The sequence below is a fragment of the Jannaschia seosinensis genome (genome assembly GCF_001408515.1).
GTDB lineage: Bacteria > Pseudomonadota > Alphaproteobacteria > Rhodobacterales > Rhodobacteraceae > Jannaschia > Jannaschia seosinensis.
The window spans coordinates 1-25,467 of sequence record NZ_CYPR01000043.1 but is presented as its reverse complement, the minus strand read 5'-3'; the positions used below and the strand labels follow the sequence as shown (position 1 = coordinate 25,467).

24 protein-coding genes, 1 tRNA gene and 1 pseudogene are annotated in these 25,467 nt (G+C 66.5%); 15 read left to right on the top strand and 11 right to left on the bottom strand.

What is annotated here, in order from left to right:
• Positions 1-42: 42 nt before the first annotated feature.
• From lipB to JSE7799_RS03615, 5 genes are all read left to right on the top strand, one after another.
• Positions 43-687: a lipoyl(octanoyl) transferase LipB gene (gene lipB, locus JSE7799_RS03635; protein ID WP_055662387.1), complete on the top strand. Its 645-nt coding sequence runs from the start codon at positions 43-45 to the stop codon at positions 685-687.
• Between the two features lie 76 nt (positions 688-763).
• Positions 764-1,813, top strand: coding sequence for a type III polyketide synthase (locus tag JSE7799_RS03630; RefSeq protein WP_055662386.1), 1,050 nt, complete (start codon positions 764-766; stop codon positions 1,811-1,813).
• Entirely contained in the window at positions 1,810-2,307 is a 498-nt protein-coding gene (locus JSE7799_RS03625; RefSeq protein ID WP_055662385.1) for an isoprenylcysteine carboxyl methyltransferase family protein, read from the top strand. The genes JSE7799_RS03630 and JSE7799_RS03625 overlap by 4 nt, the downstream gene beginning before the upstream one ends.
• Positions 2,308-2,417: 110 nt before the next feature.
• Positions 2,418-4,091, top strand: a complete 1,674-nt coding sequence (locus JSE7799_RS03620; RefSeq protein ID WP_055662384.1) for a cytochrome c oxidase subunit I — start codon at positions 2,418-2,420, stop codon at positions 4,089-4,091.
• Between the two features lies 1 nt (position 4,092).
• On the top strand, positions 4,093-4,602 hold the full coding sequence (locus JSE7799_RS03615) for a DUF2244 domain-containing protein (protein ID WP_055662383.1): 510 nt from the start codon (positions 4,093-4,095) through the stop codon (positions 4,600-4,602).
• Between the two features lie 430 nt (positions 4,603-5,032).
• Here JSE7799_RS03615 and JSE7799_RS03610 read toward each other — a convergent pair whose 3' ends face one another.
• Positions 5,033-5,665 carry an SDR family NAD(P)-dependent oxidoreductase gene (locus JSE7799_RS03610; RefSeq protein WP_055662382.1) on the bottom strand — a complete coding sequence of 211 codons (633 nt, stop codon included), beginning with the start codon at positions 5,663-5,665 and terminating at the stop codon, positions 5,033-5,035.
• Positions 5,665-6,090 carry a DUF1178 family protein gene (locus JSE7799_RS03605; RefSeq protein ID WP_055662381.1) on the bottom strand — a complete coding sequence of 142 codons (426 nt, stop codon included), beginning with the start codon at positions 6,088-6,090 and terminating at the stop codon, positions 5,665-5,667. The genes JSE7799_RS03610 and JSE7799_RS03605 overlap by 1 nt, the downstream gene beginning before the upstream one ends.
• 103 nt (positions 6,091-6,193) lie before the next feature.
• On the opposite strand from JSE7799_RS03605, the gene JSE7799_RS03600 reads away from it, so the two are divergent.
• Positions 6,194-7,339, top strand: coding sequence for an acetoin utilization protein AcuC (locus tag JSE7799_RS03600; RefSeq protein WP_083480224.1), 1,146 nt, complete (start codon positions 6,194-6,196; stop codon positions 7,337-7,339).
• A 16-nt stretch (positions 7,340-7,355) separates the two neighbouring features.
• Here the strand turns inward: JSE7799_RS03600 and JSE7799_RS03595 are convergent, their stop codons facing one another.
• Genes JSE7799_RS03595 through JSE7799_RS03580 form a run of 4 tightly spaced genes read right to left on the bottom strand, consistent with a single transcriptional unit; the run spans position 7,356 to position 11,762 of the window.
• Complete coding sequence (locus JSE7799_RS03595; RefSeq protein ID WP_055662379.1) at positions 7,356-8,312, bottom strand: 2-hydroxyacid dehydrogenase; 957 nt, start codon at positions 8,310-8,312, stop codon at positions 7,356-7,358.
• Positions 8,305-9,153 (bottom strand): fumarylacetoacetate hydrolase family protein, encoded by an 849-nt coding sequence (locus tag JSE7799_RS03590; protein WP_055662378.1) that lies wholly within the window; start codon positions 9,151-9,153, stop codon positions 8,305-8,307. The genes JSE7799_RS03595 and JSE7799_RS03590 overlap by 8 nt, the downstream gene beginning before the upstream one ends.
• 41 nt (positions 9,154-9,194) lie before the next feature.
• On the bottom strand, positions 9,195-10,970 hold the full coding sequence (locus JSE7799_RS03585) for an IlvD/Edd family dehydratase (RefSeq protein WP_055662377.1): 1,776 nt from the start codon (positions 10,968-10,970) through the stop codon (positions 9,195-9,197).
• 51 nt (positions 10,971-11,021) lie between these two features.
• The gene (locus JSE7799_RS03580) at positions 11,022-11,762 is read right to left on the bottom strand and encodes an SDR family oxidoreductase (protein ID WP_055662376.1); all 741 of its coding nucleotides are present in this window, start codon (positions 11,760-11,762) and stop codon (positions 11,022-11,024) included.
• 65 nt (positions 11,763-11,827) lie between these two features.
• On the opposite strand from JSE7799_RS03580, the gene JSE7799_RS03575 reads away from it, so the two are divergent.
• From JSE7799_RS03575 to JSE7799_RS03545, 7 genes are all read left to right on the top strand, one after another.
• Positions 11,828-12,685, top strand: coding sequence for an NAD(P)-dependent oxidoreductase (locus JSE7799_RS03575; RefSeq protein WP_055662375.1), 858 nt, complete (start codon positions 11,828-11,830; stop codon positions 12,683-12,685).
• A gap of 681 nt (positions 12,686-13,366) precedes the next feature.
• Positions 13,367-14,869: a UxaA family hydrolase gene (locus JSE7799_RS03570; protein ID WP_055662374.1), complete on the top strand. Its 1,503-nt coding sequence runs from the start codon at positions 13,367-13,369 to the stop codon at positions 14,867-14,869.
• Between the two features lie 76 nt (positions 14,870-14,945).
• Complete coding sequence (locus JSE7799_RS03565; RefSeq protein WP_186201832.1) at positions 14,946-15,770, top strand: shikimate dehydrogenase family protein; 825 nt, start codon at positions 14,946-14,948, stop codon at positions 15,768-15,770.
• Between the two features lie 11 nt (positions 15,771-15,781).
• Positions 15,782-16,675, top strand: coding sequence for an NAD(P)-dependent oxidoreductase (locus JSE7799_RS03560; RefSeq protein WP_055662372.1), 894 nt, complete (start codon positions 15,782-15,784; stop codon positions 16,673-16,675).
• A 267-nt stretch (positions 16,676-16,942) separates the two neighbouring features.
• Positions 16,943-17,016: transfer RNA gene (locus JSE7799_RS03555), tRNA-Gly, on the top strand.
• Positions 17,017-17,049: 33 nt separating this feature from the next.
• Positions 17,050-17,199 carry a hypothetical protein gene (locus JSE7799_RS20865; RefSeq protein WP_186201831.1) on the top strand — a complete coding sequence of 50 codons (150 nt, stop codon included), beginning with the start codon at positions 17,050-17,052 and terminating at the stop codon, positions 17,197-17,199.
• The gene (locus JSE7799_RS03545; RefSeq protein ID WP_055662370.1) at positions 17,196-17,684 is read left to right on the top strand and encodes an acyl-CoA thioesterase; all 489 of its coding nucleotides are present in this window, start codon (positions 17,196-17,198) and stop codon (positions 17,682-17,684) included. Before JSE7799_RS20865 ends, JSE7799_RS03545 begins: the two co-directional genes overlap by 4 nt.
• 113 nt (positions 17,685-17,797) lie before the next feature.
• Here the strand turns inward: JSE7799_RS03545 and pgi are convergent, their stop codons facing one another.
• From pgi to JSE7799_RS03525, 4 genes are all read right to left on the bottom strand, one after another.
• A complete protein-coding gene (pgi, locus tag JSE7799_RS03540) occupies positions 17,798-19,387 on the bottom strand; it encodes a glucose-6-phosphate isomerase (protein ID WP_055662369.1) in 1,590 nt (529 codons plus the stop codon).
• A 10-nt stretch (positions 19,388-19,397) separates the two neighbouring features.
• Positions 19,398-20,069, bottom strand: a complete 672-nt coding sequence (pgl, locus tag JSE7799_RS03535) for a 6-phosphogluconolactonase (RefSeq protein ID WP_055662368.1) — start codon at positions 20,067-20,069, stop codon at positions 19,398-19,400.
• 169 nt (positions 20,070-20,238) lie between these two features.
• Positions 20,239-21,693, bottom strand: a complete 1,455-nt coding sequence (zwf, locus tag JSE7799_RS03530; RefSeq protein WP_055662367.1) for a glucose-6-phosphate dehydrogenase — start codon at positions 21,691-21,693, stop codon at positions 20,239-20,241.
• Positions 21,694-21,713: 20 nt separating this feature from the next.
• On the bottom strand, positions 21,714-22,862 hold the full coding sequence (locus JSE7799_RS03525; protein WP_055662366.1) for an anhydro-N-acetylmuramic acid kinase: 1,149 nt from the start codon (positions 22,860-22,862) through the stop codon (positions 21,714-21,716).
• Between the two features lie 63 nt (positions 22,863-22,925).
• On the opposite strand from JSE7799_RS03525, the gene tyrS reads away from it, so the two are divergent.
• Together tyrS and JSE7799_RS03515 are read left to right on the top strand one after the other, a co-directional pair.
• A complete protein-coding gene (gene tyrS / locus JSE7799_RS03520; RefSeq protein WP_055662365.1) occupies positions 22,926-24,182 on the top strand; it encodes a tyrosine--tRNA ligase in 1,257 nt (418 codons plus the stop codon).
• 73 nt (positions 24,183-24,255) lie between these two features.
• Positions 24,256-24,570, top strand: coding sequence for a hypothetical protein (locus tag JSE7799_RS03515; protein ID WP_055662364.1), 315 nt, complete (start codon positions 24,256-24,258; stop codon positions 24,568-24,570).
• A 343-nt stretch (positions 24,571-24,913) separates the two neighbouring features.
• Here JSE7799_RS03515 and JSE7799_RS03510 read toward each other — a convergent pair.
• A pseudogene (locus JSE7799_RS03510) lies at positions 24,914-25,303 on the bottom strand (transposase); the annotation flags it as partial.
• Positions 25,304-25,467 lie beyond the last annotated feature (164 nt).

The window sequence follows — 25,467 nt, the reverse complement described above, 5'->3', positions numbered from 1 at the left end:
TCTGGACCCCGGCGGCCCGTTCGGGCATGGCCGCGCGGTAACATGCAGCCCGAATGGATCACCTCCGACGCCCCCGTGGCCTACGAGACCGCGCTGACCGAGATGGAGGCGCGCGTTGCTGCCATTCGCGCCGGCGGTGCGAACGAGGCGATCTGGCTGCTGGAGCATCCGCCCCTCTATACCGCCGGCACATCCGCCAGGATGTCGGACCTGCGCGATCCCGGCCGGTTCCCGGTCCATCAGGCGCGGCGCGGCGGGCAATATACCTATCACGGGCCGGGTCAGCGGGTCGCCTATACCATGCTCGACGTCGCGGCGCGCGGCCGCGATGTGCGCGCCTTCGTCACCACGTTGGAGGCTTGGGTCATCGATGCGCTGGCGGAGTTCGGCCTGCGGGGCGAAATCCGCCCCGGCCGCGTGGGTGTCTGGGTCGCCCGCCCTGACCTGCCCCCCCTGCCCGACGGCACCCCGCGCGAGGACAAGATTGCCGCCATCGGCATACGCCTGTCCAAATGGGTCAGCTTTCACGGCCTGTCAATCAACGTGGAGCCCGATCTGGCGCATTTCAACGGGATCGTGCCCTGCGGCATCACCGGCCACGGGGTCACGTCGCTGGTGGATCTCGGCCTGCCGGTGACGATGGGCGATCTCGACGATGCGCTGCGTCGGACCTCGCCCTGGACGTGATGCCGGCTTGACGGCGCGGGAGGGCGCGCCATCCTCCTCGTCAGCCCAAGGGGCAGGACCTACCGCGAGGCACCGCATGAACGTCACCCTCCAAGGCCTCGCCACGGCGCTGGCCCCGTATGAGTTGCCGCAGGACCTCGTGCAGGAACGGGCCAAGACGGTTCTCGGGCCGAAATACCCGCAATTCGAGCGTCTTCTGTCGACATTCGTGCAATCGGGGATCGAGCGGCGGCGGTCGGTCGCCCCGCTCGAATGGTTCGACGACGGCGCGCATGGCTGGGCGGAACGCAACCGCATCTGGCACGACGGCTGCGCGGCGATGTGGCGCGAGGCGGCCGAAGGGGCGCTCTCGGATGCGGGCTGGCGCGGGGACGAGGTGGATGTCGTCATCACAGTCTCGACCTCGGGCCTCGCCACCCCGACGCTGGAAGCCGTGTGCCACGAGGCGCTCGGGTTCCGGCCCGACGTGATGCGCGTGCCGGTCTTCGGGCTGGGCTGCGCCGGCGGGGCCTCGGGCCTCTCCATCGCGGCGCAACTTGCGCAGGGCCGTCCGGGATCGAAGGTGCTGCTTGTCGTGGTGGAGGCCTGCACGCCCTCCTTCCGCACCGATCGGCTTCAAAAGTCCGACATCATCGCCACGGTCCTGTTCGGCGACGGTGCGGCGGCGGCGTGCCTCTCCACCGACGGCGACGGCGCGGTCACGCTCTCGCCCGGCGTGCAGCATATGTGGCCCGACACGCTCGGCATCATGGGCTGGGACGTGGATGACGAGGGGCTGGGCGTCGTGTTCGACCGGGCCATTCCGGCCTTCGTCACCGCGCACATGCCCGAGGCCGTCGACGCCGCCCTCACCGCCATGCGGCGGGAGCGCGACGATTTCGACCGCCTGCTTTGCCATCCCGGCGGCGCCAAGGTCCTGACGGCGCTGGAGGCGAGCCTCGAACTGGGTCAGGGTGCGCTCGATCTGGAGCGCGACGTCCTGCGCGAGCACGGGAACATGAGCGCGCCGACCGTCCTCTTCGTCCTCGATGCGGCCCGGCGCGGCGGCCATACCGGCCGCTTCCTCCTCAGCGCGCTCGGCCCCGGCTTCACCGCCTCCTTCGTGCCGCTCGAAATCGCGGCATGACCGGCGCGATCCTGTTCCTGGCCTTCATCGTCGCGCAGCGGCTTGCGGAGCTCGTGATCGCACGGCGCAACACGACCCGCCTGATGGCGCGCGGCGCGGTGGAGCACGGGGCGGGGCATTACCCCCTGATCGTCGCGCTGCACACCGCCTGGATCGCGGCCTTGATCGCCTTCGGCTGGGACGAACCCATCAATCTCTTCTGGCTCGCCGTCTTCGTGGTCCTGCAAATCGCTCGCATCTGGGTTCTCCTGACACTCGGGCCGCGATGGACGACGCGCATCATCGTGCTGGACGAGCCGCGCGTCGTCCATGGCCCGTTCCGCCTCATCCCCCATCCGAACTACGCCGTCGTCATCGCCGAGATCGCGGTCGCCCCACTGGTCCTCGGGCTGCCCTGGGTGGCGCTGATCTTCTCGATCCTGAATGCCGCATTGCTCTTCGGAATCCGCATTCCGGCCGAATCCCGCGCCCTGAACCGCAAAGATGCGACATGATGCGCCCTCCGTTGGCGTTGCCGTGACGCGTCACGAGGGATAGAACCCTCCCAACGGGACACCTATGTCCCGCGCAGAGATTCGAACGACACGTCTCAAGGAGCGACCGCATGGCAGACGCCGCGATCACAGGACACGAGGAGCACGCCAAGCCGGGCTTCTTCACACGCTGGTTCATGTCCACGAACCACAAGGATATCGGCATCCTGTACCTGCTGGTCTCGGGATTTGCCGGTTTCGTCTCGGTGGCCTTCACCGTCTACATGCGGCTGGAGCTGATGGATCCCGGCGTGCAGTACATGTGCCTCGAAGGGGCGCGCCTTTTCGCCGGTGAGCCCGGGACCTGTACGCCGAACGGCCATCTGTGGAACGTGCTGATCACCGCGCATGGCATCCTGATGATGTTCTTCGTCGTGATTCCGGCGCTGTTCGGCGGCTTCGGCAACTACTTCATGCCGCTGCATATCGGCGCGCCGGACATGGCGTTTCCGCGCCTGAACAACCTGTCCTTCTGGCTGTTCGTGGCGGGCGTGTCGCTGGCCGTCCTGTCGGTCTTCCTGCCAGGCGGCAACGGACAGGCCGGATCGGGCATCGGCTGGGTGCTCTACCCGCCGCTTTCGACCAACGAGGCCGGCTTCTCGACCGACGTGGCGATCTTCGCGGTGCACGTCTCGGGCGCGTCCTCCATCCTCGGCGCGATCAACATCATCACGACGTTCCTCAACATGCGGGCGCCGGGCATGACGCTGCACAAGGTGCCGCTCTTTGCGTGGTCGATCTTCGTGACGGCTTGGCTGATCCTTCTGGCGCTGCCCGTGCTAGCCGGCGCGATCACCATGCTCCTGACGGACCGTAACTTCGGCACGACGTTCTTCGATCCCGCGGGCGGTGGCGATCCGGTGCTTTATCAACACATCCTGTGGTTCTTCGGCCATCCCGAGGTCTACATCGTCGTCCTGCCTGCCTTCGGCATCGTCAGCCACGTGGTCAGCACCTTCTCCAGAAAGCCGATCTTCGGCTATCTGCCGATGGTCTACGCCATGATCGCGATCGGCGGCCTCGGCTTCGTCGTCTGGGCGCACCACATGTACACCGTGGGCATGTCCCTGACGCAGCAGGCCTACTTCATGGTCGCCACGATGATCATCGCGGTCCCGACCGGGGTGAAGATCTTCTCGTGGATCGCGACGATGTGGGGCGGGTCGCTGACCTTCAAGACACCCATGCTCTTCGCGATCGGCTTCATCTTCCTGTTCACCGTCGGCGGCGTCACCGGCATCGTGCTCAGCCAGGCGGCCATCGACCGCGTCTACCACGACACGTACTACGTCGTGGCACACTTCCACTACGTGATGTCACTGGGTGCGGTGTTCGGAATCTTCGCCGGGATCTACTACTGGATCGGCAAGATGTCGGGCCGCCAATATCCCGAATGGGCCGGTAAGCTACACTTCTGGGCGTTCTTCATCGGTGCCAACCTGACGTTCTTCCCGCAGCACTTTCTGGGCCGTCAGGGCATGCCCCGCCGGTACATCGACTACCCGGACGCCTTCGCCATGTGGAACTACGTCTCCTCCTGGGGCGCGTTCCTGAGCTTTGCATCGTTCGTCTTCTTCATCGGCGTGGTGTTCTACACGATCTTCGCCGGTCGCAAGGTGACCGACCCGGCCTACTGGGGCGAGCACGCGGATACGCTGGAATGGACCCTCACCAACCCGCCGCCCGAGCACACGTTCGAGCAGCTTCCCACGCGCGAGATGTGGGACCGCCAGCCGGGCCACTGACATGCCCTACCAGGTTCTGACGGACCGACAGGAGGCCCCGGCAAGCACCGGGGCCTTTCTGTATGAGGTCAGGCTTTGGCCGCATCAGTCACTGACCGGCACGGGCTTCGTCTGGATCATCGGCGGCACCTTCGTGATGGCCTGCATCCCGCTTCTGGGACTTCTGGGGACGGTCGTGTTCCTCGGCATCCTGCCCTTCGCGATGATTTCGGTTCTGGCGCTGACGTGGTCGCTCAAGCGGAACTGGCGCGACCGTGACATCGTCGAGACGTTCCGCTTGACGCATGACCGTGTCGAACTCATCCGCATCGACCCCGACGGATCCCGCCGCGACTGGGAGGCCAATCCATACTGGATTCGCGTTTCGCGGCACGACAAGGTCGGGCAGGTGGAGGATTACCTCACGCTCGACGGCGGACCGCGCCGCGTCGAGATCGGCGCCTTCCTGACCCCCGCCGAACGCCGCGGTCTGGAAGATCGGCTCGCTGGAGCCTTGGCACGATTGCGTTAGCAGAGGGACAGAACAGGCGCGGGAATTATCCTGCGCGAGTTCATCGATCCTCACAGCTCAGTCGCAAAAAGACCGCTGAGGTTCGCGATCGACTCTTGGCCGCCATGTGACCCGAGGCAGTATCGAGCACCTTCAAAAACGAGCTTCCGCTGTGTGCGCTCCGCGACATGAGCCGGCACCGCGCAAGCGTCATCCAAGGGAGCGCACCCACGGCTGACCGTGCCTGATCGAGCCACCCAGTCGTTGCCTTCGGTGCAATTGAATTGCCGGCCGAACAGTCACGACCAGCTTATCTGCAACAATCTGCGCCGGAACATGTCCCGCAACAATTCGCTCCGCCCGCCACTGCAACGTATCATACGTAGGTCGTCAGCGGCCGCGCGAACACGGAACCTGTCGCGGGTCCACCGCGACCACGCGCCGTGCCAGGTCACGGCCGGATCGGCGTCCCGTCGAAGCTTTCGAAGGTGCCGGTGCGGTCGAGATCGAGCGCCTCGATCCGGTTCCACAGGCCGCGCGCGCTGTCCTCAACACCGACGCTCGCCGATGCGCCACCCATATCCGTTCGGACCCAGCCGGGATGGTAGATGCCGACGGCAATGCCTCGGGGGCGCAGCGCCTCCGCAAGATTGAGGCCCAGATTGACCGCCGCTGCCTTGGATGCGCGGTAGGCGAAGGCGTTGCCCGAAGCCGCCTCCGACGCCCCCATCTTCGAGGCGATGATCGCCACGCGCCCACCCTCGGACAGGTTGCGAAGCTGGGCCTGCACCGTCAGGAATACGCCGGTCACGTTGGCGGCAAACGTTGCGGCGAGGGTCGCACCATCCAGCTCATCGAGCCCCTGCCCCTTGTCGAGATATACGCCGGCATTGCAGATCACCGCATCGAGCGCGCCCGCCGCCGAGGCGCAGGCCGTCTGGAGACACCCATCCGTCACGTCGAGCCGCAGCAGCCCGTCCGCCCCGTCACGCGATGTTCCCACGACATCATGCCCCCGCGAAAGCCCCTCCGACCGGAGCGCGGCGCCGATGCCGCGATTGGCGCCCGTCACGAGGGCGCGCATCAATTGGCCTTCGACTTCGGCAGAAACGGCAGCGGCGCGATCGGGATGCCGTCCTCAAGAAGCCCCTTCACCTCCGCCGCATTGGCCTCGCCGTAGATGGGGCGGTCGGGCGTCTCACTGGCATGAATCGCGCGCGCTTCCGTCGCGAACCGACCGCCGACATAGGTGGCCTCGGCCTCGATCTTGCGGCGGAACGCGGCCAGCTTCGCCTCCATCTCGGTTTGCGGATGCTGCAGGTCGCCCCGAGAGATAACCTCGCCCTTCGGGACGACTTTCGGTGCCATCAACGCCTTCTCGACCTCGGTCGATCCACATTCCACGCAGGCTACCATCCCGCGCGCGGCGAGCGTGTCGAAGGCATCGGCGGACTGGAACCAGCTGTCGAACGCGTGGCCCTTGGCGCATTTGAGCGAATAGCGGATCATGACTGTGCTGCGTCCCCTGCAAGTTCTTGCAATCTAGGCATTCTCGCGCTGCGCGCAAGCGTCACACCTTGATGCCGATCGCCGCACTGCTAGCCTGCACCCGATGAATACAAGTCCAGTTGGCCCGCTCCTGATGGGGTCGGAAATCTATCGCGGGTCGTCCTACGGGGCTTGGCATCCGCTGCGTGTGCCGCGTGTGTCGACGGTACTCGATCTCGCGCGTTCAATGGGCTGGCTGCCGCCGGAGCGGTTCCGCGCGTCGCCCCGCGCCAAGCCCGCGGCCCTGACGATCTGGCACACGCCGGATTACGTCGAGGCCCTGCGCCGGGTCGAGGAGGAGGGCGCCGCGGACGAGGCCACCAAGATGCGCCACGGCCTCGGCACCGTGTCGAATCCGATCTTCCCGGAGATGTTCCGCCGCCCGGCCACCGGCGCGGGTGCATCACTTCTGGCCGGGGAACTCCTGCGCCATGGCGGCCGCATCCACAATCCGGGCGGCGGCACGCATCACGGGATGCCGGATCGCGCCTCCGGCTTCTGCTACCTCAACGACGCGGTTCTGGGGATCCTGTCGCTGCGCCGAAACGGTGCCGCCCGCATCGCCTATATCGATATCGACGCGCATCACATGGACGGCGTGGAACATGCCTTTGCGGAGGATCCGGACACGCTCCTGATCTCGACGCACGAGGAGCGCCGCTGGCCCTTCACTGGCGCGCTGGAGGATCGCGGCGTGGGACAGGTCTTCAACCTGCCCGTCCCGCGTGCGCTCAACGACACCGAGATGGCGCATACCCGCGACCGCCTGATCCTGCCTACGGTAGAAGCCTTCGCACCCGATGCGATCGTGATGCAATGCGGCGCCGATGCGGTGGAGGAGGACCCGCTGTCGCGCCTGACCCTGTCGAACAACGCGCATTGGGGCATTTTGTCTGCGCTGATGCCCCTGTCGCCGCGCTTTCTGCTTCTGGGCGGGGGCGGCTACAACCCGTGGTCGGTGGGACGGCTCTGGACCGGGAACTGGGCGGTGCTGTCGGACCAGGAGATCCCCGACCGCCTGCCGCCGGGGGCCGAAGCCGTCCTTCGCAACCTGCGCTTCGAGGGGAACTCCCGGGGCCGCAATCCGCCGGAACACTGGTTCACCACCTTGCGCGATCCGGCCCGCCCCGGCCCGCTGCGTGCGGAGGTGTCGGACAGGGTTTCGGCGCTTGCCGCGCGGGTCGGGGCGATGCCGGGGCGCGTCCTCTAGGGATCGCCCCGTCGTCTCACAGGTGCGCGCATTCCGGGACCGGCGTGCGCACCGTCCCGTCCTCGAGCCATTGCCGGAGGTTCTCGACCACCAGATCGCCCATCGCCTGCCGTGTCTCGTGCGTGCCCGAGGCGACGTGCGGGGTCAAAGCGACGTTGTCCATCGCCTTGAGCGCATCGGGAACCTTCGGCTCCGCCTCGAACACATCGAGGCCGGCCCCCGCGATCCGCCCCGCCTCCAGCGCACGCACCAGCGCCGCCTCGTCCACCACCGACCCGCGCGCGAGGTTGAAGAACAACCCGTCGGGGCCAAGCGCGTCGAGAACATCTGCATTCACCAGATGCCGCGTCCCGGGCCCGCCCGGCGTGATGGCGACCAGCACCTCGACCGCGCGGGCCAATTCGACGGCACTGGCGTGGTAGGTATAGGGCGCGTCCTTGCGGCTGCGGGAATGGTAGTGGATGTCGGCGCCGAAGACGGCGCAGCGATCCGCAATCGCCCGGCCGATCCGGCCCAGCCCCAATATTCCCACGCGCCGGTTCTGGACCGACCGGGTGAGCCGATAGCTCCCCGCCCGCACCCATTCGCCGGACCGGACGTGGCGGTCCGACGGGATCAGCTCACGGCTGACGGCGAGCCAGAGCATCACGAAGGTGTTGGCCACCTCATCGCTCAGCACGTCGGGCGTATGCGCGACCACGATGCCGCGCGCGGCGAAGGCCTCGACGTCGATCGCATCGTAGCCGACACCATAGCTCGACACGACCTTCAGGTTCGGCGTCGCCACCGCCACGTCCTCGGGCACACCGAGGTGGCCGTTGGTCAGGATGGCGACATATTCCGGCCCGTTCTCGCGAAGGAACGGCTCCCGCGCCTCCCGATCGGGCAGCGGATCGATGTCGAAATGCGGCGCCAGCGCGTCGTGCATCCGGTCGGTGATCCGCCCGATCTGGAGCAGCCGGGGCTTAACCATCGGCGCGAACTTCCTGCCGCTGGCGGCCGAGGCCCTCGATCTCCAGCTCCATCACGTCGCCGGCCTTGAGGTAGACGGGCTCGGGCTTGATCCCCATGCCGACACCCGGCGGCGTGCCGGTGGTGATGATGTCGCCGGGATGCAGGGTCATCAACTCGCTCAGATGGGCGATGCATTGCGCGACGGTGAAGATCATCGTCGACGTGTTCCCCGTCTGCATCCGCTTGCCGTTGAGGTCGAGCGTCATTGAAAGGGCCTGCGGGTCCGGCACCTCGTTGCGGGTGACCAGCCACGGCCCGATCGGCCCGAACGTGTCGCAGGACTTGCCCTTGGTCCACTGGCCGCTCAGCTGGGTCTGGAAGTGCCGCTCCGACACGTCGTTGACGACACAGTAGCCCGCAACGTGATCCAGCGCCTCGGCCTCGGTGACGTATTTGCAGGGCTTGCCGATCACCACGCCCAGCTCCACCTCCCAGTCGGACCGCTCGGACCCGCGCGGCAGAACCACGTCGTCATTCGCCCCGACGATCGCGCTGGTCGCCTTGTGGAAGACGATCGGATGCTCCGGAATGTCAGCGCCGGTCTCGGCGGCGTGGTCGGAATAGTTCAGCCCGATGCACAGGAACTTGCCCGTCCCCGCGACGCAGGGGCCAAAGCGGACCGGCATGTCCACCATCGGCAGCTTCATCGGGTCGAGCTTGGACAGGATCTCGATGGATTGATCGGTCAGCGCCTCGCGCGCGATGTCGGCAATCTCCTCCGACAGGTCGCGCAGGTCGCCATTATGGTCGATCATGCCCGGCTTTTCCTGGCCCGGCTCTCCGAAACGGCATAACTTCACGTCTCAACTCCTTGTATGGTCACATTCGTCGTCTGCGCCGGTCAGTGGTTGTCGCGGGGCACACCCTTTGCGGCCGTCCCGCGGTAAACCTCCGCACCGCGCAACGTCATCCCCTCCGACAGCGGACCGACCCGCTCGCGAAAGATCTCCTGCCAAGGCGTCTGGTTCCCCGGCGTGAACGGCTGCGCGGGGAGCGCGGCCCGGCGGGCCGCCAGTTCAGCCTCGTCGACCAGCATGTCGGCGGTTCCCTTGGCAAGGTCGATCCGCAGCCGATCGCCCGTGCGCACAAGCGCCAGCCCCCCGCCCGCCGCCGCCTCCGGCGACGCGTTCAGGATCGAGGGCGACCCCGACGTGCCCGATTGCCGGCCGTCGCCGATACAGGGCAATTCGTGGATGTCGCGCTTGATCAGGTAGGCCGGCGGCCGCATGTTCACAACCTCCGCCGCGCCGGGATAACCGATCGGCCCCGCGCCGCGCATGATGAGGATGCAGGTCTCGTCGATCCCGAGGCTCTCGTCGTCGATCCGGTCGTGGAAATCCTCGGGGCCGTCGAACACGATGGCGCGGCCCTCGAACGCTTCGGGGTCGTCGGGGTTCGACAGGTAGCGGTCGCGGAACGCCCTGGAGATCACCGAGGTCTTCATGATGGCGGAGTCGAACAGATTGCCACGCAGGTTCACGAAGCCCGCATCCTTCAGCATCGGCGCCGCCACCGGCAGGATGACCTCGGGCAACTCGCTCGCGCGGCCTGCGCAGTTCTCTCCGATGCTGCGCCCGTTCACCGTCGGCGCGTCCGGATGCGGCAGCATCCCGGCTTCGGCGAGCTGGCCCACCACTGCCGGAACGCCACCGGCATGGTAGTAATCCTCGCCCAGATACTCGCCCGCCGGTTGCAGGTTCACCAGAAGCGGGATCCGGTGGCCCAGCCGCTGCCAATCGTCGTTGTCGAGCGGCACGCCCAGATGCCGTGCGATGGCGTTGAGGTGGATCGGCGCGTTGGTCGAGCCGCCGATGGCGGAATTGACGACGATCGCGTTCTCGAACGCCTCTCGCGTCATGATGGCGGAAGGGCGAAGATCGTCGTGCACCATCTGAACGATCCGCTCGCCCGTCTGGTAGCTGACATGGCCGCGCTGACGGTAAGGCGCAGGAATCGCGGCGGCGCCGGGAAGCTGCATGCCCAGCGCCTCCGCCAGCGAGTTCATCGTCGTGGCCGTGCCCATCGTGTTGCAATACCCGACCGACGGCGTGCTCGACGCCACGATCTCCATGAAGCCGGCATCGTCGATCTCGCCCGCCGCGTGCATCTCGCGCGCCTTCCAGACGATCGTGCCCGAGCCGGTGCGCTTGCCCTTGAACCAGCCGTTCAGCATCGGCCCGACCGACAGCGCGATCGCCGGAATGTCCACCGTCGCGGCGGCCATCAGCAGCGCGGGCGTGGTCTTGTCGCAGCCGATCATCAGGACCACGCCATCGAGCGGGTAGCCGTTGAGCGTCTCGACCAGCGACAGATAGGCGAGGTTGCGGTCGAGCGCCGCGGTCGGCCGCTTGCCCGTCTCCTGGATCGGATGGACCGGCACCTGCATCGGCACGCCGCCGGCGGCGCGGATCCCGTCACGAACCCGCTTCTCCAGCTCCAGGTGATGGCGGTTGCACGGGCTCAGATCGCTGCCGGTCTGGGCGATGGCGATGATCGGTTTGTTGCCCTGCAACTCCTCCCGCGTCAGGCCGTAATTCAGATACCGCTCCAGATAGAGCGCCGTCATCTCACGGTTGTCGGGATTATCGAACCACAGGCGGGAGCGGAGACTCGTCATGAAAGATCCGTGTTTTCAATATGCTGCGTCAATTACCCATGGGTAATCGGATTACTGGCCCGACCAGCCGCCGTCGACGACGTGCGCATGGCCGGTGGTGAAGGCACTTTCGTCGGAGGCCAGATAGGTCGCCAGCGCCGCGATCTCCTCGGCCCGTGCGACACGGCCCATCGGCTGGCGCGACACGAAGGCTTGCAGGGCTTCCTCGTGGCTGCCCAGCTTCTCGCCGAGGGCCGCGACGCGGTCGTGCCATGACGGGCTCTCGACCGTGCCCGGGCAGATCGCGTTGCAGCGGATGCCACGGGCGATGTAGTCCCGCGCCACGGATTTGGTCAGCCCGATAACCGCGGCCTTGGTCGTGCCGTAGACGAAGCGGTCGGGCGCGCCGATGATGCTCGATGCGGCCGACGACATGTTGATGATCGATCCGCCGCCACGCTCCAGCATTCCCGGCAGCGCAGCGCGAATGGTGCGAAACATCGAGGCGACGTTAAGTTCGAAGGCGAAATCCCACTCGTCGTCGGTCGCGTCCAGAACCGTTCCGTGATGCACGAAGCCCGCGCAGTTGAACAGGATGTCGGGCCGCGCACGCGCGACGCCCTCGCGCACGGCGGTATCGTCGCGCACGTCAAGCCTCATCGTCTCGCAGTCGAGCCCCTCCAGCAGGCCCGTGTCGCGGTCGGTTGCCAGCACCTCGGCGCCCTCGGCGATGAACATCTCGGCCGTGGCGCGGCCGATCCCCTGCCCGGCCGCCGTGATCAGCGCGCGCTTGCCCTCGAGGCGGTTGGTCATCTCGTTCTCCCGGTTGTCAGTCTGGCTAGGGTGTTTCTATCGTCTTCGCAAACAGGGAGACGACGATGATCAAGATTACGCTTCTCGGCACGGGCCTGATGGGCGGGCCCATGGCTCGCAACCTCGTCGCGGCGGGCCACGACGTCATCGTCTGGAACCGCTCGGCCGACAAGGCGCGCGCGGTCGAGGGTGCGACCTTCGCCGAAACGCCCGCCGAGGCCGTCGCCGGCAGCGGCATCGTGATCTCCATGCTGTCGGACGGTCCCACTTCGGACGCGGTGCAGCAGGACGCGCTGGGCGCCTTCGCGGATGGTGCGGTCTTCGTCGAGATGGGATCCATCAGCCCCGCCGAGGCCCGCGCCCATGCCGAGCGATTCGCGGCGGACGGCGTCGGTTACGTGGACGCCCCGGTCTCCGGCGGCACCAAAGCCGCGCAGGCCGGAACCCTCGCCATCATGGCGGGCGGGTCGGAGACCGATTTCGCACGCGTCGCCCCGGTGCTGGAGGCGATGGGCCATCCGGTCCATGTCGGCCCCGTCGGCACCGGGCAGCTTGCCAAACTCGCCAATCAGGCGATTGTCGGCTGCACGATCGGCGCGGTGGCGGAGGCGATGCTGCTCGTGGAAAAGGGTGGCGCCGATCCGGCGGCGGTGCGGCGGGCCCTTGCGGGAGGGTTCGCGGATTCGATCATCCTGCAGGAGCATGGCGCCCGGATGACCACAGGCGATTTCGAACCGGGCGGCCTGGTAAAGTCGCAGTTGAAGGACCTCGACAACGTCGCGGAGGTGGCCGCGGGTCTTGGCCTGACTCTGCCTGCGGTCGAGGCGGTGACGGCGCGTTTCCGGCGACTGATGACCGAACTCGACGGGGCCGGACTGGACCACTCCGCGCTCTACCTCGAGCTCAAGGACATCAACGGGTAGTAGGTAGATCCTCCCGGAAGACGTGGCGCTTGGTGGCCGTGGGTCGCAGGCCGCAGGCCGCAGGCCGCAGGCCGCAGGCACAATCCCAAGCCGCGAATTAACAGACGGTAAAGCGCCGCCTTCCATTTCAAGCCGCCGTTTCGCATGGACCGACCGGCTTGGGACGACGTGAATCCGCGCACTCTTCTCGCTGCACTCACGGCTGACGGCACGTGCGCCAAAGGCGCGCTGGATCTTGGGGCCCACGAGACTGACCTTCGAGAGCTGCAGCAGCATTTTGCGCACCGTGTGGGCGGAACAACCGCAGGACCCGAGCAGCGAGCATGGCGTCAGCCGCGCACGCGGCGCGAATTCTTCGTACAGGAGCCGGCGTTGCAGATGCGGCTCGGTCTCGAGAGGCCAAGGCGAAGCGTCTCGGAGGACAAATGCGGCCATCCGCGAGACATGTCGATCATGCAGGCTCCTCTCACAAACTCTTATTTTCCGGATGATATCCGTCTGCCGACCTTCGTTCGTTCTCACCCTGCAAAAGGCCCTCGCCTCCTGCGCAAAGAGCCGTCCCGGCCGCGCGACTGGCGGAGCGGGCAGCGGATGTGCCAAGGTGCCGGAAGGTTACGCGGCGCGCGGCCTTTTCCCGATCCGTCGCCGCGAGCCTCCGGAGCCCTCAGAGCGCGTGCCCCCATGTCCGACACCATCCGCCTGCACGAAATCGATGACGTGGTCACCGCCACCCGCGCCCTGCAGGCGGGTCAGGCCGTCGCGGGCACCGTCACGCGCACGCTGATCCCATCTGGCCACAAGATCGCCGTGCGTGCGGTGGCGCAGGGGGCGCCGATCCGCAAATACGGGCAGGTCATCGGCTATGCCTCCGAGGACATCGCGCCCGGAGATCAAGTCCATACCCAAAATTGCGCCTTCGCGGCGACCGATCATGCCTATGACTTCGCGACGGACCTGCGCCCCGCCACGAATGCGACGGGTGACACGTTCATGGGCTTCCGGCGCGCCAATGGCGAGGTGGGCACGCGGAACTACGTGGCCATCGTCACCTCGGTCAACTGTTCGGCCACCGCGGCGCGGCGCATCGCCGACGCGTTCGGCCCAGAGGAACTGGCCGCCTATCCGAATGTGGACGGCGTCTGCGCCTTCGTTCACGGAACGGGCTGCGGCATGGCCGGCGACGGCGACGGGTTCGAGGCGTTGCAGCGCGTCATGTGGGGCTATGCGCGCCATCCCAATCATGCCGCCGTACTGATGGTCGGGCTCGGCTGCGAGATGAACCAGATCGACTGGCTGCTCGATGCGTGGGGGCTGAAGCAGGGGCCGACTTTTCAGGCGATGAACATCCAGGACGTCGCGGGCCTGCGCCGAACGGTCGAGATGGGCGTCGAGAAGGTGCGCGCCATGCTGCCCGTCGCCAACGAGGCGGTGCGCAAGCATTGCCCCGCCTCCGACCTGCGGGTTGCGCTGCAATGCGGCGGCTCGGATGCGTGGTCGGGCATCACGGCGAACCCCGCGCTTGGCTATGCAACGGATCTGCTGGTGGCGCAGGGCGGCTCTGGCGTGCTGGCCGAGACGCCGGAAATTTATGGCGCCGAACACCTTCTGACCCGTCGTGCCGTCGATCGCGCCACGGGCGAGAAGCTGCTCGACCTGATCGCGTGGTGGGAGGATTACACCGCCCGCAACCGCGGCTCGATGGACAACAACCCGTCGCCCGGCAACAAGAAGGGTGGGCTGACGACGATCTTGGAGAAGTCCCTCGGCGCGGCGGCCAAGGGCGGAACGACCCCGCTGACGGGCGTGTATAAATACGCGGAACGGGTGACGAAATCCGGCTTCGCGTTCATGGATTCGCCGGGCTACGATCCGGCCTCGGTCACGGGGCAGATTGCAGGAGGCTGCAACCTGGTCTGCTTCACGACCGGCCGAGGATCCGCGTTCGGCTCCAAGCCCGCGCCGACGATCAAGGTGGCGACCAATTCTCAGTTGTTCGCGCGGATGCCCGAGGACATGGATATCGACGCGGGCGGCATCCTGACCGGCGCGGCGAGCGTCGAAGAAAAGGGCCGCGAGATCTACGACATGTTCCTGCGGGTCGCGTCGGGAGAAGTCAGCAAGTCCGAGGCGCAGGGGCTCGGCGATCATGAATTCGTACCTTGGCAGATTGGAGCGGTGATGTGAGCCAAATATCGGTGGCATGGACGCGCCCGGGAAGTTTGCGGCGCCTCGCCCGAAGCCGCATGGTGGGGGCGCGCGCATGAGGACGCTGCGCATCGGTCTGATCGGCGACAATATCAGCCAGTCGCGGTTTCCGGCGGCAATGGCTGCGATGTGCGCGGCGCGTGACATCGCGCTGGATTTCACGCCAATCGAGACGTCCGGGGCGACCGGGTTTCGCTTCAACGACGAGATCGACGCGCTTCGCGCCAATGGCTGGGACGGGATCAGCGTCACGCATCCGTGGAAGCCCGCCGCCGCGCGATGGGCCGACGGTGACATGACCGCCCGCGCGGCGGAACTGGGCGCGGCCAACCTGCTGACCTTCCGGCCCGTCGCCGGCTACAATACCGATTATTCCGGGTTTCTCGGGGCGTGGCGGGCGGTGATGGACCGGTCTCCCGGCTCTGTCGCGGTGGCGGGCGCGGGCGGTGTGGCCCGTGCGGTCGTGCCCGCGCTCTTCTCGCTCGGGGCCGGCCCGGTCACCGTCTGGGACCGTGATCCCGCCCGCGCCCGGTCCCTCGCCGCCGCGACGGGTGCGCGCGCAGTTTCGGAGGCGGAGGCCCCCGAGGCCGTGCGGAGCGCCGAAGGGGTCGTCAACTGCACCCCGCTCGGCATGGCGCCCGACACGCGCTCCGCCTTCAATGCGGGCTGGCTCGGTACCCAGGTCTGGGCGTTCGATGCGGTCTACACGCCCGTCGAGACGCCGTTCCTGCGAGCCGCACGCGCCGCGGGCCTGAACTGCCTGACCGGGTTCGACCTGTTCCGCTTCATGGCGCTGGCGAGCTTCGCAGCCTATACCGGCCACCCGCCCGACCCGGACCGAAACTTGCCGCTTCTGGACGCACTGCGTCCGCCAATCTGAGAGGACACATCATGCCCGACGCGAAGATCGGCTTCATCGGCCTGGGCCTCATGGGCTCCGCCATGGCACAGCGGCTTCTCGATTGCGGGCACACGCTGATGGTTCTGGGCAATCGCAACCGGACGGGCCTCGACGCCTCCATCGCGCGGGGTGCGACGGAGGCCGGCTCGGCGAGGGAGGTCGCCGAAGCCTGTGACGTGGTGATGCTCTGCATGGGCACGTCGGATCACGTCGAGGCGCGCATGCGGGGCGATGGTGGCGTGATCGAAGGCCTGCGCCCCGATGCGGTGGTCATCGATTTCGGCACCTCTCTGCCCGGCTCGACCAAGGCGTTAGGCGCGGATGTCGAGGCCGCGGGCGGCACCTATCTCGACGCGCCGCTCGGCCGCACGCCCAGCCACGCACGCGAGGGGAAGCTGAATATCATGGCGGCAGGCGACCGCGCGGCGTTTGACCGGGTGCGTCCGCTTCTGGACGATCTGGGGGAGAACGTGTTTCACCTCGGCGAGCTGGGCAGCGGGCACACGATCAAGCTCATCAACAACTTCTTCGCGATGACGACCGCCAATGCGATGGCGGAGGCGTTCGCCATGGCCGACCGGGCGGGCGTGGCGCGCGACAAGCTGCATGCGGTGATGGCTGCGGGGCCGCTGCATTCGGGGATGATGGATTTCATCGCCAACTACGCGAAGGAGGGTCAGGTCGATCTCGCCTTCTCCGTCGCCAATGCCCGCAAGGATGTAAGCTATTACAAGATGATGGCGGATGAACTTGAGGCGGACTCGATCATGTCGATCTGTGCGCTGATGGCGCTGTCCACGGCTGTCGAGGCCGGGCGAGGCGACGCGATGGTCCCCGAGATGGTGGACTTCTTTGCCGACCGTTTCTCAAGCGAAGCTGATTGATACAAGGACAGGCTTCCTTCGCCTCCTGACCTCTTGTCGCTGAAATTCAGCCGCGGATGCGTTTCCTCAACTTTTGGGCGAAGAGGCTGGCCTCACGGAAACTCTCGCCGAATGGCTCACGCAGCGACGTGCGGATCGACTATTGGTTTAAGGTCCAGAAGTACCTCGCGCCCCGGACGGAAATCCTGTCCGCAGGATCGGTTCGCCTCCGGCCGCCGGTTCGGCCTTGAGATCGCCGCAAGCCTGTGGCATCTCGCCCGAACTGATGCGGGTATGGTGAAAAGGTATCACGCGAGCTTCCCAAGCTTAAGTTACGGGTTCGATTCCCGTTACCCGCTCCAGTGCTTCTCCGATCCGGCAAACTCGACAGGTCGATGCTGATGTTTCTCCGCCCTGTTACGTTTCCACGCGCAGCATTCGGCGTCGCGGGCAATCGGATCGTCCCGCCCTTAACCGACATCATCACGCAGCGAACCGGTCTTAGCACGATCGGCAAGCACCTGAAGAACAAGGATATCCAATGAATTCCGGTCTGCCGTTTCTCGTTCCGCTCGACCTTGATGCGTTGCGTGGAGCGGGCGTGCCGGAGCCGTTCTCCTTCGGTTATGCCGACCGGGTCCGGTTTCAGGAGATCGACGTGCTCGATCACGTCAACAACACCCGCTACCTGTCGTGGTTCGAGACGTTTCGCCTTTCCTATCTGCGCGCCTACGGGCTGGGCGATTACGCCTCCGAGACGGCGCGCCCCGGCCTCGTGCTCAAGGGGGTGTCGGTCGATTACCATCGGCCTCTCCACCTCGAGGACGTTTATGTTGTCGCCGGGCGGACCAAGGCCTATCGCAACACGTCCTTCACGATGGAATATACCGTCTGGCGCGACGGCCTCCTCTGCGCCACGTCGGAGGCCGTGCTTGTGCTGATGGAGCCGGATTACAAAACAAAGCGTGCCTTACCAGAGACTTGGCAGACAAGCTTCACCGAACGCGACGGCGCGACCCGCGCGGGATGAACGTCCCGCGGTCGCGACATGCGCGCATCCCCGGGCGCATCGACGCCCCGGAATGTGTCAGGAGAGCCTGAACACGGGCCACGCCGAACCGCCGTCAGGTCGGCGGCCGGACGTCACCGCCACGATGCAAGCCGCTCCAGCAGACGACGGGTCGACGTGTCCTTGGCAAATGCGTCGCCCCCCTCCACCAGCGGGCCAAGCGAGGTGGCGAGTTCCTTGCCCAACTCGACGCCCCATTGGTCGAAGCTGTTGATCCCGAGAATCGCGCCCTCGACGAAGACGCGATGCTCGTAGAGGGCCACCATGCCCCCGAGCGCGGCGGGCGTCAGCTTGGGATAAATCAAGGTCGTCGATGGCCGGTTGCCCTCGAACACCCGATGCGCCGCCTGACGCTCCAGCTCCGCGCCGCTGAAACGATTGGCGATGTTCGCACGCGCCTCGGCATGGCTGCGCCCCTTCAGAAGCGCCTCCGACTGGGCGAGGCAATTGGCGATGAGCAGCTTGTGATGGTGATCCAGCTCCGGCTCATGACCCTCGGCGGCCACCATGAACTCGCACGGAACCGGCGTGCGGCCCTGGTGGATGAGCTGATAGAATGCATGCTGCCCGTTCGTGCCCGGCTCGCCCCAGACGACCGGACCGGCGGGGCCTTCCAGCGGCTCGCCCGCCATCGACACGCCCTTGCCGTTCGACTCCATCTCCAGCTGCTGGAGGTAGGCCGGCAACCGCGCGAGGCGATCGTCGTAAGGCAGGACGGCGCGCGTCGGATAGCCCAGCACCTGATGATGCCACATGCCCACCAGCGCCAGCAGGACCGGCATGTTCCCCTCGAGCGGGGCGTCGCAGAAATGCGCGTCCATGTCCCGCGCGCCGCCGAGAAATTCGTCGAACCCGTCCGGCCCGATGGCCAGCATGATCGGCAGGCCTATCGGCCCCCACATGGAGTAGCGCCCGCCGACCCAATCCTCGAATCCGAATACGCGGGACGCGTCGATGCCCCATTCGGCGGTCTTTTCCTGCGCGGAGCTGACGGCGGCGAATTGCGTGCCGGGATCGTCGACGGTTCCCGCCATCCAGTCCCACGCGGTGCGCGCGTTGGTCATCGTCTCGATCGTGGTGAAGGTCTTCGAGGCGACGATCACCAGCGTCGTTTCCGGGTTCAGGCCCTTGGCGGTATCGGCCCAATCCGCCCCGTCCACGTTCGATACGAAGTGGCAGCGCGGGCCGTCGTGATAGGGGCCGAGCGCGCGCGTGGCCATGGCGGGACCGAGGTCGGAGCCGCCGATGCCGATGTTGACGACGTCGGTGATCGCCCCGCCCTGCCCCTTGAAGGCCCCCGAGCGGACATCGTCGGCAAAGGCGCGCATCCGGTCGCGCGTCTCGCTCAGGCCCGTCATGATGTCTTCGCCGTCGAGCATCAACGTGCCGCGCGCGCGTAATGCCGTATGGAGAACGGCGCGGCCCTCGGTCTCGTTGATCCGCCCGCCCTCGAACATGGCATCGCGGCGGGCGGCGACGTCGGCGGCCAGATCCAGCAGCCCGTCCAGAGCCGCCCCGTCAATCGCGGTCTTCGACGCATCGAACAGGAACGGCCCCGTCTCCACCACCAGCCGCGCATTGCGATCCTCGTCGTTCAACAGGTCCGCGATGCGCTGTCCCTTGTGTGCCTTCAGGGCCTTGATACGGGTCCAGACGTCATTCATATCTCTCTCCTCAAGGCGCCCAATGCACGTCCGCGTCCCGCAGGAATGCCGCAATCGGCATATCCATCGGATCGGCGCGTCGCGCCCGTTCCAGAACTTCGCGCTTCTCCTCGCCCATGATGAGGACATGCGTCTCCATCGCATCGGCCAGAACGCGGCGGGTCAGCGTGATCCGGGGCTCAAGCTGGCTCTCGGTCCGCATTGGCAACAGGATCGGCGCATCCTCGGCCATGGCTTCGGCAAGGTTGTCGCCGCCGGGAAACAGACTTGCCGTGTGCCCGTCGGTGCCCATGCCCAGAAGCAGAACGCTGATCGGAAGCTGTTCCTTCAGCCCCGCCTCGAGCGCGGGAATTCCCGCCTCCGGCGTCTCCGCATCGTTGGCCATCGGCACGTAGATCGCGCGCCTCGCGCGGTCGGTCAGCAGCGTGTCCTTCAGCAGCGTCGTGTTCGACCGCTCATGGCCTTCGGGAACCCACCGCTCGTCGTTCAGGAACACGTGCACGCGATCCCAATCCAGATCGACGCCCGACAGGTTCGAAAACGTCTCGCCCGGAGATGTCCCGCCGGGGACGCAGAAGCTGACCCGGTCATGACCGTCGAGGGCGAGTTTGAGCACCGTCGCCAGCCGGTCGGCCAGCCCCATCGCCAGCATCTCGCGGTCAGAATATTCGATCAGGTTCATAACTTTCCCTCATCCTCCATGCCCCGCCGAAACGGTGCGGCGGTGTCCGTCTGTTGCGCCGCCCCAACCGTCGCGCGGGCGGGGCTCCAGAAGCGAGACCCGCGAGTTCGGCCTTGGGTTCCCCGGCCGCGCGTATCCTTCCGATCCGTCGCGGCGGGCACGGGCAGGCCTACGTTTCCAGATCCCGCCAGCGGCGTCCGTCGCGATGCATCAGCATCAGCGCCGCCTCCGGCCCGCTGGTGCCTTGGGAATAGGGATGCGGCTTGTCGCCCCGCTCCTCCCACCCGGCGATGACCGGATCGGTCCAGGACCACGCTGCCTCGACCTCGTCGCCACGCATGAACAGCGTCTGGTCGCCGCGAATCACGTCCATGATGAGCCGCTCATACGCATCCGGAATCTCGCCGCCCCGCGGCCCCAGCGCGTCGGCAAAGGACATGTCGAGCGGCATGTTCACCAGCCGCATCCCCCCCGGCCCCGGCTCCTTGATGGTCAGGGACAGGTCCATCCCCTCGTCGGGCTGCAACCGGATCGTAAGGCTGTTGGCCCGGCTGGCGCCGTCGCGGTCGAAGATGGAGTGCGGCGTCTCCTTGAACTGCACGACGATCTCGCTCATCCGCCGCGCCATCCGCTTGCCGGTGCGCAGGTAGAACGGCGTGTGCTTCCACCGCCAGTTCGAGATGCCGACCTTCAGCGCGATGAAACTCTCGGTGAGGCTGTCGGGGTTTTCGGCATCCTCGGCATAGGAGGGATTCTCCTTGCTCGCCTTGTACTGCCCGCGCACGATGTCCTCGGGCGGAATGGGGTCGAGCGCGCGGATCACCTTGAGCTTTTCGTCGCGAAGACGGTCGGCCTCGAACTGGTTGGGCGGCTCCATGGCGATCAGGCACAAAAGCTGCATGAGGTGGTTCTGCACCATGTCCCGCATCGCGCCGGATGTGTCGTAATAGCTGCCGCGGCCGCCGACGCCGACCGTTTCGGCCACAGTGATCTGCACGTGGTCGATGAAGCGCTCGTTCCACAGCGGCTCGAACAGGACGTTGGCGAACCGCACCGCCATCAGGTTCTGCACCGTCTCCTTTCCGAGGAAATGGTCGATCCGGTAAATCTGGCTCTCCCCGAAGGAGGTGGCGAGCTTGTCGTTGAGCTTGCGCGCCGTTTCGAGATCCGTGCCGAAGGGCTTCTCGACGATCAGTCTGCTGTTCTCGCAGGCGATCCCGTGATCGCGCAGCCTCTCCGCCAGCGGGCCGAAGATCGAGGGCGCGACGGAGAAGTAGAATGCCTTGATGACGTCGTCGCGAATCATCGACTTCAGCTGCTGCCAGCAGGCGTCATCCTTGGCATCCACGGCGATATAGCTGCACCGCTCGACGAACGTCTCCACCGTGTCGGCGTCGAAGGCCTTTTCGGAGACGAATTCCTTGAGCGCCTCACGCACCAGATCGCGGAAATCGTCATCCGACAGTTCCGAGCGGGCCGCGCCGATGACGCGCGCCTCCTCCGGCATCTGTCCCGCAAGGAACCGGCGGTAGAGCGAGGGGAGGATCTTGCGTCGCGCCAGATCGCCGGTGGCGCCGAACAGGACGAGGTCGAAGGGGTCGACGGGGATCGTGCGCGAGACCATGGAGGCTCCGGTCGTTGTTGCTATCGGCTTCTGGTCAGTCGCCTTGTGTGGGTGTGTCTAGCACTCGACGGCAGCGAGTCCACCACGCCATCGGGCCGCGAAACGCGCCCTCCACCGACGGCGGCCGCGACGCCCGTGGTGCCGGGGAAGGATGTCGGCAGCCCGCGCAACACGCGCACCGCGAGAAAGGCGAAGGCCTGCGCCTCGAGCATGTCGCCGTCGAGGCCGATCTCCTCCACCGGATCCACCGCCACCGGCAGCGCGGCCAAGGCCGCCATAATCGCCGGATTGCGCCGACCGCCCCCGGTGACCAGCAGGCGCGCCGGCGCCGCGGGGCACAGCGTCAGGGCCACGCGGACCGTCTCCGCGATCACGGCGACCCAGGTCGCGGCGGCATGGCTGGGCATCAGGGCGTCGATCTGGGCCCCCGCCTGCCGGAACGCATCCCGGTCGAGCGATTTGGGCGGCATCCGCGCAAAGAACGGATGGCGCAGGAACGTCTCGACGAGGTCCGTTTGCGCCGTTCCCTCCCGCGCCAAGGCGCCGTCCCGGTCGAAGGGCGTGCCCAGCCAATCCATGCACAGGTCGTCGATCGGCGCGTTGGCGGGGCCGGTATCGAACGCGAGAAGCGCGCCCTCGGCCTCCATCGGCCGCATCGGGTCGAGCCATGTCAAATTGCCCACACCGCCGAGATTGAGGAACGCGACCGGCGCCGTCAGGCCGGCATGGCGCGCGCAGGCATGGTGAAAGGCCGGAGCCAAGGGCGCCCCCTCCCCGCCGAGCCGCACATCGGCGGTGCGAAAATCCCACACGACCGGAACGCCCAGACGCTCCGCCAGCGCGGCGCCGTCGCCGGCCTGATGGGTGCCGCGCCCGCGTGGATCATGGGCCAGCGTCTGCCCGTGAAATCCCACCACCTGCGCACTTTCGAACCGGCTCAGCAGGCGCGCATGCACGTCCGCGACGGCCTGCGCCGCACGATCCACGCCATCCTCACCGGGCCACCGCCCAAGCGCCGCCCGGATCGCCGCCCGCTCCTCAGCGGAATATTCCAGATAGCCGGTCTCGCCGAAGCCGCCGATGGTTTCGCCGTCCGTCAGGATCTCGGCGGCGTCCACACCGTCCATCGACGTGCCCGACATCGCCCCGAGCGCACGTATCTGCTCCATCGGCTTCCCCTTCCCGCGCCCACGCGCTAAGGCAGGGCACCGTCAGAAATGGACCGGCACGCCATGACCTACCACCCCAAATCGGATTTCCTCACCGTGATGATGGAGCGCGGCTTTCTCGCCGACTGCACCGATTATCAGGGTCTCGACGAGGCGCTGATGGCGGGAAACGTTCCGGGCTATATCGGATTCGACGCCACGGCCGCGTCGCTGCATGTCGGATCGCTCATCCAGATCATGATGCTGCGCTGGCTGCAGAAGACAGGCGGCAAGCCGATCGTCCTGATGGGCGGCGGCACGACGAAGGTGGGCGATCCGTCCTTTCGCGCCGAGGAACGCCCGCTTCTGACGTCCAGTCAGATCGACGCCAACATCGCCGGGATCCGGGAGGTGTTCACCAGCTACGTGACCTTCGGCGACGGCGCCTCCGACGCGATTCTGGTCAACAACGCCGAATGGCTCGATGGGCTCAATTACCTCGAATTCCTGCGCGATGTGGGCCGGCACTTCTCCGTCAACCGGATGCTCGCCTTCGAGAGCGTGAAGTCCCGGCTCGACCGGGAGCAGTCGCTGTCCTTCCTCGAATTCAACTACATGATCCTGCAGGCCTACGATTTTCTGGAGCTGCACCGCCGGCACGGCTGCCTTCTGCAGATGGGCGGGTCGGATCAATGGGGCAACATCGTCAACGGCATCGACCTGACGCGCCGCATCCTCGACGATCAGGTCTTCGGCCTGACCTCGCCGCTTCTGACGACGTCGGACGGCCGCAAGATGGGCAAGTCGCAGCAAGGCGCCATCTGGCTCAGCGTGGACCTGCTGTCGCCCTACGAGTTCTGGCAGTTCTGGCGGAACACGAACGATGCCGATGTCGGCCGGTTCCTGAAGCTCTACACCGAGCTTCCCGTGGAGGAATGCGACCGGCTCGGCGCGCTGCAAGGGGCCGAGATCAACGATGCGAAGGTCCGGCTCGCCAACGAGGTCACGACGCTTCTGCACGGTTCCGACGCCGCCGCAGCCGCCGAGGCCACCGCCCGCGAGACGTTCGAGCGTGGCGGCGCGGGAGCCGACCTGCCGACGGTGACGCTCACCGACGAGGAGATCGTCGGCGGCATTTCCGTAGTCCAGCTTCTGGTCCGCACCGGCCTCGCCAAATCCGGCAAGGAGGCCAAGCGCCTCATCGCGGAAGGTGGCGCACGCCTGAACGACCAGCCGCTGGAGGATCCGGGTCAGGTTCTCGACGCCGGCGCGCTGGCCGTGCCGCTCAAGCTTTCGGCCGGGCGCAAGCGGCATGCCTTGGTCAAGCTGTCGCAGGACTAGGACCGGAACATCGCCGTCCCGCCTTGCGTTTTCATGTTAAGCACAACCGAAATCATCATTAGGAGGTTCCGCCATGAGCGCCCCCCAGACCGACCTTGAGAAGCAGGAAAAGCGCCATTACGGGCCGCTCATCGGTATTGCCGCCGGCGTGCTTCTCGCGCTTGTCCTGCTGGTGTCCATGATCTTCTACGTGGCCACGCCGGAGGAGGTGTCCGAGCCGGACCGCGTGCCGAGCCCCGACATCAACCAAGTCCTGCCCGAAGGCGTTGAGACGGACGAGATCGACCCTCAGGCCCCGATTACCGTCGCCCCCGAATCGGAAGGCCCCGCCACGACCCGCGGCGGCGGACGCGACGGCGACATCATCGACGCGCTGCCGGACGAGTAAGGCGGTCGCCCGGCGTCAGCGCAGTTTCACCTCGCTGTTTACATATTGCGGGTGATGGAGCTCCAAGCAGCATTGACGGCCGGTCCCCAAAGGATCGGCCGTCAATCATTCCGGCCAAAGCGTCTTCCGGAGTCGAATCTCGTCTCGGCACTAACTCGCTTCTCCGCTGGTATCACAATCTCAATTTCGACGAGCACCGAGCGTTCCCGTTGCGGAACATCCAAGCCGACGACGCATATTTGCCTCCGCTCCTGACAGATTATAAGCGACTCAATTTAAGGCCTGCCGCACCGGCAACGCGAGAGCGATGGATCAAACTTTTGGATGGCTTATACCGACGGCATCATCCGCTGACCTTCGCCCAATCTCGGGAGGTTATCGAGGCGACCCGCTCCGGGATTGCGATGAGCGCGTTCCACGCCTCGCAGCAGGCGCCGACGATGGCGTCGTAGCTCTCGAAGACGCGGTTCGCGAGGTGGTTCTGGCGGAGAAATTGCCAGATGTTTTCAACCGGGTTCAGCTCGGGGCTGTAGGGCGGAAGCGTCAGTAGGGTGATGTTCGCCGGCACGACGAGCTCCCTAGAGCTGTGCCAGCCGGCGCCGTCAACGACGAGGATGGCGTGCGCGCCGGGCGAAACGTGCCGGGCGATCTCGGCGAGGTGGTCGCTCATCGCACCTGTGTTGGCGTAGGGCATGACGAGCGCGGCGCCGGTCGCGCGGGCCGGGCAGACGGCTTCTTTGGTTGCCGCCCGTGATGCAAGTAGCTTTTGACCCTTTTGACGTGTGATCGAGTGCGAACTTCTTTAAGGCCTCGATGTGCGGCACTTCCAGAAGCCGCGGGCCGATATGGTGATCTGCGGAGCGGGGCCAAATCTCCAAAACGAGCTCTTGGCTCTGA